This window comes from Flavobacterium praedii (assembly GCF_026810365.1).
In the GTDB taxonomy this organism is placed as follows: domain Bacteria; phylum Bacteroidota; class Bacteroidia; order Flavobacteriales; family Flavobacteriaceae; genus Flavobacterium; species Flavobacterium praedii.
Genome location: NZ_CP113948.1, coordinates 1,115,017 through 1,128,413, shown reverse-complemented (window position 1 = coordinate 1,128,413; position 13,397 = coordinate 1,115,017). Strand labels below are relative to the sequence as shown.

At 30.6% G+C, this 13,397-nt stretch carries 9 protein-coding genes and 1 tRNA gene; 2 read left to right on the top strand and 8 right to left on the bottom strand.

Going from position 1 to position 13,397, the window contains the following annotated elements; all coding sequences use genetic code 11:
• Window position 1: 1 nt before the first annotated feature.
• The 5 genes from recQ to aroB form a co-directional block, all read right to left on the bottom strand.
• Window positions 2-2,113 carry a DNA helicase RecQ gene (recQ, locus tag OYT91_RS04825; RefSeq protein WP_281239734.1) on the bottom strand — a complete coding sequence of 704 codons (2,112 nt, stop codon included), beginning with the start codon at window positions 2,111-2,113 and terminating at the stop codon, window positions 2-4.
• 82 nt (window positions 2,114-2,195) lie between these two features.
• The gene (locus OYT91_RS04820) at window positions 2,196-2,597 is read right to left on the bottom strand and encodes a DNA primase (RefSeq protein ID WP_281239733.1); all 402 of its coding nucleotides are present in this window, start codon (window positions 2,595-2,597) and stop codon (window positions 2,196-2,198) included.
• Window positions 2,598-2,606: 9 nt separating this feature from the next.
• Window positions 2,607-3,578 (bottom strand): deoxyhypusine synthase family protein, encoded by a 972-nt coding sequence (locus OYT91_RS04815; protein ID WP_281239732.1) that lies wholly within the window; start codon window positions 3,576-3,578, stop codon window positions 2,607-2,609.
• 110 nt (window positions 3,579-3,688) lie between these two features.
• Entirely contained in the window at window positions 3,689-5,086 is a 1,398-nt protein-coding gene (locus tag OYT91_RS04810; RefSeq protein WP_269222810.1) for a type III PLP-dependent enzyme domain-containing protein, read from the bottom strand.
• A 295-nt stretch (window positions 5,087-5,381) separates the two neighbouring features.
• Window positions 5,382-6,449, bottom strand: a complete 1,068-nt coding sequence (gene aroB, locus OYT91_RS04805; RefSeq protein WP_281239731.1) for a 3-dehydroquinate synthase — start codon at window positions 6,447-6,449, stop codon at window positions 5,382-5,384.
• Between the two features lie 93 nt (window positions 6,450-6,542).
• Between aroB and OYT91_RS04800 the strand changes: the two genes are divergently transcribed.
• The gene (locus OYT91_RS04800; RefSeq protein ID WP_281239730.1) at window positions 6,543-7,712 is read left to right on the top strand and encodes a proline dehydrogenase family protein; all 1,170 of its coding nucleotides are present in this window, start codon (window positions 6,543-6,545) and stop codon (window positions 7,710-7,712) included.
• 95 nt (window positions 7,713-7,807) lie between these two features.
• On the opposite strand, the gene OYT91_RS04795 is transcribed toward OYT91_RS04800, so the two are convergent.
• Window positions 7,808-9,595 carry an ABC transporter ATP-binding protein gene (locus OYT91_RS04795; protein WP_281239729.1) on the bottom strand — a complete coding sequence of 596 codons (1,788 nt, stop codon included), beginning with the start codon at window positions 9,593-9,595 and terminating at the stop codon, window positions 7,808-7,810.
• 207 nt (window positions 9,596-9,802) lie between these two features.
• Here OYT91_RS04795 and OYT91_RS04790 point away from each other — a divergent pair.
• Window positions 9,803-9,877 (top strand) — tRNA-Val (locus OYT91_RS04790).
• A 1,185-nt stretch (window positions 9,878-11,062) separates the two neighbouring features.
• On the opposite strand, the gene OYT91_RS04785 is transcribed toward OYT91_RS04790, so the two are convergent.
• Both OYT91_RS04785 and OYT91_RS04780 read right to left on the bottom strand, forming a co-directional pair.
• Entirely contained in the window at window positions 11,063-11,629 is a 567-nt protein-coding gene (locus tag OYT91_RS04785) for a DUF6705 family protein (RefSeq protein ID WP_269223889.1), read from the bottom strand.
• A gap of 10 nt (window positions 11,630-11,639) precedes the next feature.
• Entirely contained in the window at window positions 11,640-13,013 is a 1,374-nt protein-coding gene (locus OYT91_RS04780; protein ID WP_269223890.1) for a hypothetical protein, read from the bottom strand.
• Window positions 13,014-13,397: the final 384 nt, after the last annotated feature.

Sequence of the window (13,397 nt, the reverse complement as noted above, 5' to 3'; positions counted from 1 at the left end):
CTTAAAGTGCTATTTGTTCTTTTTCAATAATTGCTAGACCAACTCTAATTTTATCATACGAAAGTTGTTCTTCAAAAAAATCAAAATACGGTTTCAGGGCAGAAGGAGAATCCAATTTTATTTTTGCATCAGCAATTTTTAAAATTTCTTGTTCATTAATATAAATTTTCAAATCTATTGGATGTCCATCACTGTATAATTTGGCTAAATGTGAAACTATAGTTGGTACTCCCAATTTTCTTTTTAATGCAATATCTTCAACGGTCATCCCACTTTGAAATAATTCTAAAGTTTCTTTGTAAGTAGAATTTCCTTTTTTAGGTTTGATAGTTTTATTTTTTTGAAATTCAATAATCGCTTTTATAAAGGCGTCACCATATTTTTCGAGTTTAGCTTTTCCAACTCCATCTATTGCAAGAAATTCATCATCACTCATTGGTCGATGAATTTCCATTTGTTTCAAAGTGGCATCATTAAAAATAATATAAGCAGGAACTTCTTCTTCTTTGGCAATTTCTGAACGTAGTTTTCTTAAAACTTCAAAAAGCGAATTTGCAACAGTTTTACTTACTCGTTCTTTAATTTCAGTTTTTTGTTTATCCATTTTTTGCACAGTAGTCAATTGTACTTTTTCTCCATCAAATAATACTTTTTTTGCAAAAGGAGTTAATTTTATTTTGTTCTGTTGATGAAAGGCAATTTCACAATATCCCAAATTAATTAATTGAATAATATATTGATTCCAATCATACCAAGAAATATCAGTACCAACTCCATAGGTTTTTAAATTTTGATAGCCTTTGTCATAAATCGAAGCATTTTTAGATCCTCTCAAAAAATCAACAATTACGGGTAACGCTTCCGATTCATGTAAACGGATAATGGCAGATAATGCTTTTTGTGCAATAATTGTCCCATCAAAAAAAGCTGGAGGATTTTTGCAAATATCACAGTTTCCACAATTTTCAGAAACCAATTCTCCAAAATAAGAAAGCAATATTTTTCGGCGACAACTCAAGGCATCAGCGTATTGTTTCATTCTTTCGAGTTTTGCCAATTGTACATCTGCATTCAATCCTTCGGATGCAAATTTTTGCAACTGAATCATATCACCGTAACTTTCGAACAATACAGTTTCGGATGGTAAGCCATCTCTACCAGCTCTTCCAATTTCTTGATAATAACCCTCAATATTTTTAGGCAAATTATAATGTATTACCCATCGGACATTCGATTTGTCGATTCCCATTCCAAAAGCAATAGTAGCACAAACCACTTGACAATCATCATTTATAAATTCATCTTGAGTTATAGAACGCATTTTGTTTTCTAAACCTGCATGATAGGCTTTTGCTTTAATGCCGATTTTTTGCAATTTTGCAGCAAGTTCTTCGGTAGTCTTTCTGCTTAAACAATAAACAATTCCTGATTCATTAGGTTTAGTTTTAATAAAATCAATGATTTGTTTCACTCGATCCAAAGCAGGTCTAACTTCCAGACTTAAATTTTTTCTATCGAATGAAGCAACAAAAGTTTTGGGATTATTTAAATTTAATTGATTACAAATATCCGTACGGGTTGCTTTATCTGCAGTTGCAGTCAAAGCTAAGATTGGAGTAGAAGGGAAGCGGTTTTTTAAATACCCCAAATTCGTATAAGCTGGTCTAAAGTCATGACCCCAAGCTGAAATACAATGGGCTTCATCAATAGCAATTAGGCTGACAGTAATTTGAGCAAAAGCATTTTCTAAATAAGACAAACTCTCTGGAGCTACATAAACCAACTTTAATTTATTGTCTTTTAAATTTTGAATATGCGATTGTTGTTCATCACTAGACTGACTACTGTTAATAAAACAAGCTGCTATTCCGTTGGCTTTTAGGCTATCTACTTGATCTTTCATCAAGGCAATTAGTGGTGAAATAACTATTGTGATTCCTGGTAATACTAATGCTGGTAGTTGAAAACAAATTGATTTTCCTCCTCCAGTTGGCATTATTGCCAAAGTATCTTTTCCTGAAAGGATACAATTGATAATATCTTCTTGATTGGGTCTGAATTTTTCAAACCCAAAACTCTCTTTGAGTTTGGCGTGTAATATTTCTGTTGTCATTTTGGCTTATATTTAAAAAGATAAATCTAATAAAAAAAGGAACTCAATTTGAGTTCCTTACTATTTTTTATACAATTAAAATTTAATCTTCATCATCGTCGTCATCTTCTTCGTCGATAATATCTTTATCCTCAGCATCTTCATCGTCGTCGTCACTATCAATATCTGGTTTGTCTAGATTGTCATCATCATCGTCATCATCATCTGCATCATCAACATCCAATTCTAAACCACTTATTGGTTCAACAACATCATCAATTTCATCGTCTTCATCAAAATTACCAATTCTGTCTGCTAACTTAGTACTTACTTTTACTAAATATATGGTATCTTCAGTACGAACTTCTACTGCTTCAATTAATTCATTTTTGGCATTTCTAAATCTAATGATATCCGAATCATCATATCCATCAGGGAATTTTTCGACCAAAAGATTTAAAATTTCGTTGGTCAGTTTTGCGTAATCAACTATTACTCTTTTCATAAATAATTTTTATAAATCTAACAAATAGGCGAAAATTAATGGCGCTACAATGGTAGCATCGGATTCTATAATGAATTTAGGAGTATTTATATCCAATTTACCCCATGTGATTTTTTCATTAGGAACTGCTCCGGAATACGATCCGTAACTAGTTGTAGAATCTGAAATTTGACAGAAATAACTCCAAAATGGGATGTCATGCATTTCCATATCTTGGTATAACATTGGCACTACACATATTGGAAAATCTCCAGCTATACCACCACCGATTTGAAAGAAACCTACTCCATTAGCACTATTTTTTGGATACCAATCTGATAAGAATACCATATATTCAATACCCGATTTCATAGTTGAAGCTTTCAAATCTCCTTTTATAACGTAGGATGCAAAAATGTTACCCATTGTACTATCTTCCCATCCAGGTACAATAATAGGTAAGTTTTTTTCAGCTGCTGCATACATCCAACTGTCTTTTAAATCAATTTCATAATATTCTTCAAGAACACCAGAGAGAAGCATTTTATACATAAATTCATGTGGAAAATATCTTTCTCCTTTATCGTCAGCATCCTTCCAAATTTTATAAATATGTTTTTGAAGACGACGAAAAGCTTCGTGTTCAGGAATACAAGTATCTGTAACTCTATTTAATCCTCTTTCTAATAAATCCCATTCATCCTGCGGAGTCAAATCACGATAATTTGGAACTCTTTCATAATGAGAATGTGCAACCAAATTCATAATATCTTCTTCCAGATTGGCACCTGTACAAGATATAATTTGAACTTTATCCTGACGAATTATTTCGGCAAAAATCTTTCCAATTTCAGCTGTACTCATTGCGCCGGCCATACTTACCATCATTTTCGCACCATTGGCTAATTGCTGTTCATATGCTTTTGCAGCATCAACTAAAGATGCAGAATTGAAATGCAGATAATGCTTTTCAATAAACTGACTGATTGGTCCTTTACTCATATTCTTTTCTTTTTTTTTATTTAATGTTCAAAAGGTTATTTAGAGATTTGGATATACAAATAAAAGAAAATTATACATATCAAATTTCCAAATTCTCAAAAAATTAATGATTATTTACTATAACCTAATATTTTTAGTACATCTTCTGATGTTTGCTGTTCGGAGAAAACTTCTGTGGCAAGAATTCCATTTTCGTCTCTATCTATCAAAATATGCTTAGGTTGTGGTATCAAACAGTGGTGCAGTCCGCCATAGCCTCCAATAGTTTCTTGATAAGCACCCGTATTAAAAAACCCTAAATATAAAGGCTTTTCTTTGTTGTATTTTGGTAAATAAATAGCATTCATATTTTGTTCTGAGTTGTAATAATCATCACTATCACATGTCATTCCTCCTAACAAAACTCTTTCATAAGTATCATTCCATCTATTGATTGCCAACATAATAAATCGTTTGTTTATGGCCCAAGTATCTGGTAATGTTGTGATAAAAGAGGAATCAATCATATTCCATTTCTCTCTATCATTTTGTTGTTTTTGATACAAAACTTGATAAATCGCGCCACCACTTTCTCCAACTGTAAACGATCCAAATTCGGTAAAAATATTGGGAACATCAACTTCGGCTTCATCACAAGCAATTTTAATTTGATTGATAATTTCATCAATCATATATTGGTAATCATATTCAAATGCCAAAGAATTTTTGATAGGGAAACCTCCACCAATATTTAATCCATCAAGTGTTGGGCATTCTTTTTTCAAAGCAACATAAACCTTGATACATTTAACTAATTCATTCCAATAATAGGCGTTATCATTTATACCTGTATTGATAAAAAAGTGCAACATTTTAAGTTCCAATTTTTTATTTTCTTTTATTTCTTTCTTATAAAAAGGAACGATATTTTTGTATCCAATGCCTAATCTTGAAGTATAAAACTCAAATTTAGGTTCCTCTTCTGCAGCTATTCTAATTCCAATTTTGAATTTTCCTTTAATTTGTCCTTGTAATAAATCCAATTCTTCATAATTATCAATAATGGGAATAGTATTTTTATGACCATTATTGACTAATCTAGCAATATTTTCAATGTATTGATCTCTTTTGAAACCATTACAAATGATGTAAGTACTTTTATTAATCTTTCCTTTATCTAATAAATTTTCGACAATATTGATGTCAAAAGCAGAAGATGTTTCAATGTGAATATTATTTTTAAAAGCTTCGTTCATTACATATTCAAAATGCGAGCTTTTGGTGCAATAACAATAATAATATTTGGCCTCATATTTGTTTTTTTCCATCGATTTTCGAAACCAACTTTTGGCTTTGTTTATGTTGTTGGAAATTTGAGGCAAATAGGTGAATTTTAATGGTGTACCATAAGTTTCAACCAATTTCATAAGATCAATATTATGAAATTGAAGGTTGTCTTTGTTTAATTTAAATTCTTCCTGAGGAAAATAATAGGTTTGATTTATTAAATCCGAATATTTAGTGTTCATCTGTTTTTGTAGAGTTTTGTATTAATTGTATTTAGAAAAAATAAAATTAAAAGTAATTCAAACTCTAATATTTGCATAAATTATCTGAAGCTTATCGTAGTCTGCCTTAAAATATTGAAATAGATCAAAACTAAAATTCCCTTTAATACCATAGAAACGTTTCAAAAGGCTCAAAAAGGACCTGTTGTTTCTATTTCTTTTAGCAGAAAATTTTTTAGTATTTTGATTTTTATTCATTGGAACAAATGTAAAAAATAAAATAGACGTAAAGCAATCATTTTTTATTAAAAAAAATCTAAGATTTGTAATCCTGAAATGCTTTTAAAATTAATTCATTCTCAACAGATTGATTGATTTTTATTTGACCGATGCCTTCAATCAAGGCATATTGAATCGATCCATACTCATTTTTTTTGTCATGAATTAGCAACTCAAGAATAGGATCTATGTCATTTTCTTCAAAAATAATGGTATCATAAATTGATTTTAGAGTCATTTTAATTTGATTGTATTCTTCTTGTGTAATTAAATTTTTTCGCAAAGAAATATAACTTTCTAAAATCATACCTACCGCAATTGCTTCTCCATGCAACAAAGTAGTTTTATTTTCATTTTCTAAGAAATAACTTTCGATTGCATGCCCTAACGTATGACCAAAATTCAATGCTTTTCTAATGTTTTTTTCAGTTGGATCTTGCATAACAATATTGTTCTTAATTTCAACCGAACGGTAAATTAGTGCATCAAAATCTGCAAAATCAATTGCATTTAAATCTAAAAAAGATTCCCAATAGGCTTTATCAAAAATCAATCCGTGTTTCAACATTTCAGCTAGACCGGAACGCATCTCATTTTGAGGAACAGTTTCTAAATATTGCGTATCAATTAACACCATTTTAGGTGTATTTATAACGCCAATCTGGTTTTTTAAATTACCCAAATCAACTCCGTTTTTACCTCCAACTGATGCATCTACCATTGATAATAATGTTGTTGGGATATGTATAAAATCTACACCTCTTTTAAATGTAGAAGCCACAAAACCTCCTAAATCAGTCACAACACCACCACCTATATTAATAATCAATGTTTTACGGTCAGCGCCCAACTCTGTTAAAACTTTCCATATTTCGATACAGGTTTCAATGTTCTTATTGATTTCTCCTGCCTCAAATTCAATAATTTCAATAGACAACTCTGTTTCCAGTACCGAAAGTAATTTTGGCAAACAATATTCATTGGTATTGCTATCAACAATTATAAATAAATTCGAATATTTATTCTCATTTATGTGTTGGTTTAGTTTTTCGTATCCATTTTCATTAAAATGTACTGGGTAATTATTGGCTTGAATAGATTGCATGATTTTAATTTTATTGAAAGCGCAAAATAAGGTAAATTTTGCTAATTATACTCGCTTACTCTCTTTATATTTGCATAAAAAATATAACAAATAATGAGTAATATATTTAATAACACACAAATTGCGTTTGCATTAAAAAGTGATACAGAACTCGATAGAGCTTATTTTCTTTTCAAATTAATTAATAATCAACCTTTAGTTCGGATTGGAACAGCAGTAACCAATTTTGCCATCAAGGCAAATCTTCCTGTTGAAAGTCTTATTCGCGCAACTGTTTTTGATCATTTTTGCGGAGGTGTAACCGAAGATGACTGCTTATCAGTTGTTGATAAAATGTATACTAAAGGAGTTTCTTCTGTCTTAGATTATTCTGTAGAAGGAAAAGAAGAAGAAAATCAATTTGATGCAGCTTTAGAGATGACTCTAAAAACGATTGAGTTTGCCAAAGAAAGAAAAGCTATTCCTTTTGCAGTTTTTAAACCAACAGGATTGGGGCGTTTGGATTTATATGAGAAAATAGGCGAAAAACAAATCTTAACTTCAGAAGAGCAAGCTGAATGGGATAGAGTAGTGGATCGTTTTGATTTAGTATGTAGTGAAGCTCATAAAAAAAATGTTGCTTTATTAATTGATGCTGAAGAAAGCTGGATGCAAGATGCCGCCGATGATTTGGTTACTGAAATGATGCGAAAATACAACAAAGAAAAAGTAATTGTTTTTAATACTTTACAAATGTATCGTTGGGATCGTATGGATTTTCTTAAAAATTTACATACAAAAGCTAAAGCTGAAGGTTTCTATATAGGAATGAAATTAGTTCGTGGTGCTTATATGGAAAAAGAAAATCTTCGTGCTCAGGAAAAAGGATACCCAACACCAATATGTGCTACTAAAGAAGCTACCGATTTGAATTACGATGCAGCTGTCCTATATATGGCAGAAAATCTAGATATGATGTCCATTTTTGCCGGAACACATAACGAAGAGAGTACCTATAAATTAATGGAGTTGATGAAAGCAAAAGGAATTGCTACTAATGAGGATCGAATTTGGTTTGGACAACTTTACGGAATGAGTGATAATATCAGTTACAATCTAGCTGCCAACGGTTATAATATTTCAAAATATTTGCCATTCGGACCTGTAAAAGATGTCATGCCATACTTGATACGTCGTGCTGAAGAAAACACTTCAGTTGCTGGACAAACAAGCAGAGAACTTTCTATGATCAAAGCAGAACGAAATAGAAGAAAAGGGAAATAGAATTCATTTTAAGAATTAAAAATTTTATATGTTTTATAAAAAAATCCATTTGTTAAGTTTAACAAATGGATTTTTTTTAAGGTTAATAATTGTAACTAAGAATTGCTGAACTGTAAATTACTCAAATTTTTATACAAACCGTTTTCAATGATAATTAATTCCTGATGCGTTCCTTGTTCACTTATTTTTCCATTGTCAAGAACTAAAATTTGATCAGCAGAACGAATCGTTGATAATCGGTGAGCAATAATAATACTCGTTCTTCCTTCCATTAAAATCTCAAGCGCTTCTTGAACTAGCTTTTCACTTTCGCTATCTAAAGAGGAAGTAGCTTCATCTAAAATCAATATGGATGGATTTTTTAACAATGCACGTGCAATTGCTATTCGTTGCCTTTGACCTCCTGAAAGTTTAATTCCTCTCTCTCCGACGATTGTTTCAAATTTCTCCGGAAAACCTTCGATAAACATATATGCATTAGCTTGTTTAGCAGCAATTATTATTTCCTCTTCTGTAGCATTTGGTTTTCCATAAGCTATATTTTCTTTAATAGTTCCACCAAATAATATAACATCTTGGGGAACAATACTCATATTACCACGAAGATTTTCCAAATCATAATCATAAATATTTTTTCCATCTACTAAAATTTCCCCTCCATCAATATCATAAAAACGCAATAATAAAGATGCAATTGTAGATTTTCCCATTCCACTAGGTCCAACAAGAGCTATTTTTTGACCAAAATTGGCTGTAAAATTAATCCCTTTTAAAACCTGAACTTCTTTTCTGGAGGGATAACTAAAAGTAACATTATTAAAGGTAACTTCTCCTTTTAATTTATTTATAGAAGGAATATGTAAATTTGAATTGATTTTTTCTGGTGTTTCATCCAATAATTCAAAAACTCTTTCGGTTGCACCAATTGCTTTTTGCATTTGCGCATATAACTCTGCAATTCCTCCAGAAGATGCACCTACATAACTCGAGTACAATATAAAGGTAAATAATTGACCAACTGTAATTTCACCAGCAATACTCAATTGTACTCCATACCAAACTACAGCTACAATTGTTCCGAATAAACAAATTATAATAAAGGAAGCGAAAAAACCTCTGAATTGCCCTCCTTTAATACCCATTTTAACAACTTCCTTAATTTTTTCTTTGTAGCGGGCAATCTCATACCATTCATTAGCGAAAGCTTTAACGATACTAATTCCTTGCATCGTTTCTTCGACTACCACTTGGCTTTCGGCTACTTGATCCTGTACTTTTTTAGAATATTTTCTAATAAAGCGTCCAAAAATAACAGCTGCTACACCAACTAATGGCACTACTGAAACCATCATTATAGTCAATTTGATATTGATACTAGCTAGCATTGCAAAACTCCCGATAATCAATATAAATTGTCTTAAAAACTCTGCAATTGTAGTAGTTAAAGTATCTTGTATTTGAGTAATATCATTACTTATTCTGCTATTCAATTCTCCCACACGTTTTTGGGAGAAGAAAGACATTGGCAATTTAACCAAGTTGGTGTATAGTGCCAAACGAACGTTTGCTAAAGTATTTTCGGTAAAATTAACAAACAGATAAAGTCTAAAAAAGGAAAATAGTGATTGTAATAAAAGAACCAATCCTAATCCTAAAGCAATTTGATTGGCTAAATGGGCATCTTTTTTATTTACACAATCTACAAGCATTCCCATAAATTTTGGAAATGCAAGGGCTGTAACACTTGTAAGTAGCAAGAAAACCAATCCTACATAAAATTTCCATTTATGATTATTGGCATATTTAAAAATCAGAATTGCTTTTTGAAGTGAACTTGCATTAATTTTTGATTTTGGTAAATCATTTTCTTTGTATCTCGCCATTTTATTTGTTTTATGATACAAATGTAAGGTTATAAAAAGTTGATATCCAAAAAAAAATATAGATTTAGATTATAATAAAACACTGTATTTGAGTGCACAAAGAAAAACCACGTATTTTTAATTCATTTTTTTTAAAAAAATGCTTGCAATTACAAGTTCTAGTTGTATATTTGCACTCGCAATAACGAAAGACATTGCAATCCGAAAGGGCGATTAGCTCAGCTGGTTCAGAGCACCTCGTTTACACCGAGGGGGTCGGGGGTTCGAACCCCTCATCGCCCACATGTAAAATCCATAAACATCTTATTTACTGATGTTTATGGATTTTTTGCTTTGGTTTTTCCCGAATTTTTCCCGAAAATATTTTGTTCCCATTAATTGTAATTCTTTGTTTTTCGGGATTATTGGATTCAATTTATTAGATAAATTAGTCGGATTTTACGAAAAAAAGGTATAATATTGAAAAGAAAATAACACTCTATTGGCAAATAATATAATCCTAAATATAGTTTTATATGAGAAATTCTAATTAAGTTGCTATTTATTTTGAGTCTTCATTTTAAAACTATCGTATAAAATTCAAAAAAAAAAAAAATTGGTTTTAGCAAAAGAACTAAAACCAATTTTTTTAAAATTTTAAACAACTTACTATTTGTTTAAATTCTTTTTTAAAAATTTAAAAAGTAAATATAGTAAATAACCCAAAAATACATAAAAAGCTAATATAATAAGTTGCCAAAAGAATAATGCCCATTCGAATTGATCTATTTTCATAGTTTGTTTTTTTTAATTAAAGCCTTGTTCCTGATATAATTTTGCCCGTTTGGTTATTTATTTTAATTTCAAAAGAAAGGTACTCTTTTAGAAAAAATAACTGATTAGCAAATATTATAATGCGTAATATAGATATATACTTCATAGGTATTTTCTTAAAACCTTACGCATAAAGAAAAAGATAGGTGCAGTTTATTTAGACTGCACACTATTCTTTTTTTATGATTGTATTTATTAATACTTAAATTTTGGGTTTTCTATCACGTTTTTTTTTGAATATTTTTTTATTATTAATATGAGACCAATTATCAAAATAATTAAAAGTGCTATCCAAAAATAGTTTATTACATAATAGGAGTCATCAAGACTTAGTATGTAATAATATTCAGAACAATACAAATAAATAAGTAAAAAACTAAGTATTGATAGGATTGTTATTTTTGATTTCATCTGCTATTAAATTAATGAATTACCCCGATACAGTGACATAAAGGTATCAATCGGGAAAAAATAAATTTTTAGTTTCTAAAACCTAAGGTTTTCTAACTTTCTTCTCTAACCCCGAGGCAAAGCCTCGACGAATTCAATTGATTAAAAAAAACATTAAGCACTTTAGATGACAAACCTAAAAAAACCTCTGAATAGAGGCTTTTTTTAGCTATCACGAACATTTATGCATTTACATTTTATACCTTACTGTTTTATTAAATTAAAAATAACTCCTGTTGGGAAATATGCATTAATTATATTTGGGCATTCTGCGGAATCTACAAAACCCATCTCATTTCTATAAATTACATCCATTTTTATTGCATTTTTATTGCTTTCGTCTACATAAAGAAGCATTTGACCCCCTTGTGCGCAATTCCCACCTTTTGCCTTATGAGTCAAATAATAACCTTCATTAATATAATAACGTCCTTCAGCGACATACGTACTGGAATCTGGTAATGAAGTAGTGTTATCTATAACATTCCCATTTAAATCAGTTATAATATAACGGACCAATAATTTATCATATTTTATAAGTTTAAATGTTTTCGTGTATTTTACGATTCTGAACTCATATTTTTTATCCCCATAAGTCCCTTTCCAAGTTCCAACAAACTTTCCCAAAACATTATTGACATCTTTAAAATAAATTTGTTCATTTCGATTGATAATTTTATAGTCATCTTCATTTTCCAATGGCACTATTTTTTGAGCGTTGATATTTAATATAGATAGCAATAAGACACTTAAGTAGATTAGTTTTTTCATTTTTTTTTATTTAGCAAGGATTAGTTGTTAATTGATTATTTACAGACAAAGTTTTACTTTCGGATGTCCCGTCTTCATTTATTTTATAAAGTGTGATACCGTTAATCCCAATGTATTCTTTCATAAAAGAAAGAAATCCTGACTCTAAATCATCCTTATATGGCTTCATATAGTCTACATAAGTCTTACTTAAAGAATCAAAATCAAAATTTTTAACATCATTAATATCTCCCTCGAAACGTAATTGATAGGTGCCAGAACCGCTAACCATTTCATTAAAAATTTCGTCTAAAGATGATGTTTTGTATTTATTTGCAGTGATTAACAAAGAACAAAATGTATTAACATCCTTAGGCGAAAACATATGGATAGGTTTCACAATCTCAGGTCTAATTCCTCCATTATTGACCTGATGTGTAAAGGTGTCTTCATGTACATGCATAATCCCATAACTATCAGAATATCTTGTTCCCGTCAATGCGAGGTTGCTATCTGGAGTTCCAGCCACATATCCTTTAGACTTGCTAATGTAATACCCCGTTTCATACTGTAATTTTAAATTCTTTTTTAGCTCAGCCAAAGCTTTCATATGCTTGATGTCGTCTTTCAGTTTCTTGATTTTACTACAAGGATCCTGTTCTGCATCATCTATAGTAGGCTTAGTGCTACTGGAAGTACTGCCGCCGCCATGGGGTGGGTTAAAATAATTATCTGTATTTGAGCCTCCTATATTATTGGAGCCAAAACTACCGCCACTTAATACATAGGAGTAATAAAGATAATCTCCGCCACCGCCTCCTGGACCCTCTATTATTACTTCATCCAAATCAATGATTTTCGAAGTACTTTTATGTAATTTTAAATCCTCATCAGAGACAACCTTAAAGACCACCGCCTTTGTTGCGGTGCTGTTTGTGAATTTTTGTGCTTTTATAAAACCTTTTTTTAAATCCCATGTGCTAATATAACCATTATAAGATTCTAAATTTTTGAATCCCACACTTTTTGGGGCTTGATTCGAGTCAGGGCTCAACTCATAGACAACGGCATCATAACTTTCTTCAAATGGATACAAATATAAAACTCTTTCGCCTTTGTATTCTGGATTTGTATTCATGTCTGTTATCGGTACAGTTACCGCCTTGGAGCCATCTTCCAGTATTATTATGGAAGCATTCTCCCAATGGTAATTGATGTCCGCAAAAATGGGATGAAAACTTTCTTTGGCTTTGTAATCTTCAAACCAATTTTTCGCTTCGGCAATTTTGGGTTCTTGATTAATCATTGTATTATCCATAGGTAATTCATCTCTCACACAACCTGAGAAGATAAGAACTAAGCAAAATAGAATTACACTTGTAATTTTATTTAATTTTTGTTTCATTATTTTATTTTTTTTACCTTTTCTTTTTGCTAATGCTGGGAAGAAATGGATTTGTTTACCCCATATCGTAAAACACCTTTCGTCATACATGTTAATTCGAAGGTTAATAATTATTTAAAAATAGTGTTTAACTTTTCTGACGCAAAACTAACTCCTCTATTGGTAAATTACAATACCCACTTTCAGTGATATTTGAGTTTTTTTTTAAACAGAAAAATAAAAATTAATCGATAAAAAGTTTTCATTGAGTCTAAAAAATTGAAATATCCTTATCTATCCTACCCATCCCAATGACAACAAGGGTTAACAACTAAAATACCTATCTTACCATTGCTACCTATCTTACCTATTTTTTTATAGCTTCAAAGTTTTAATAATGGTAAG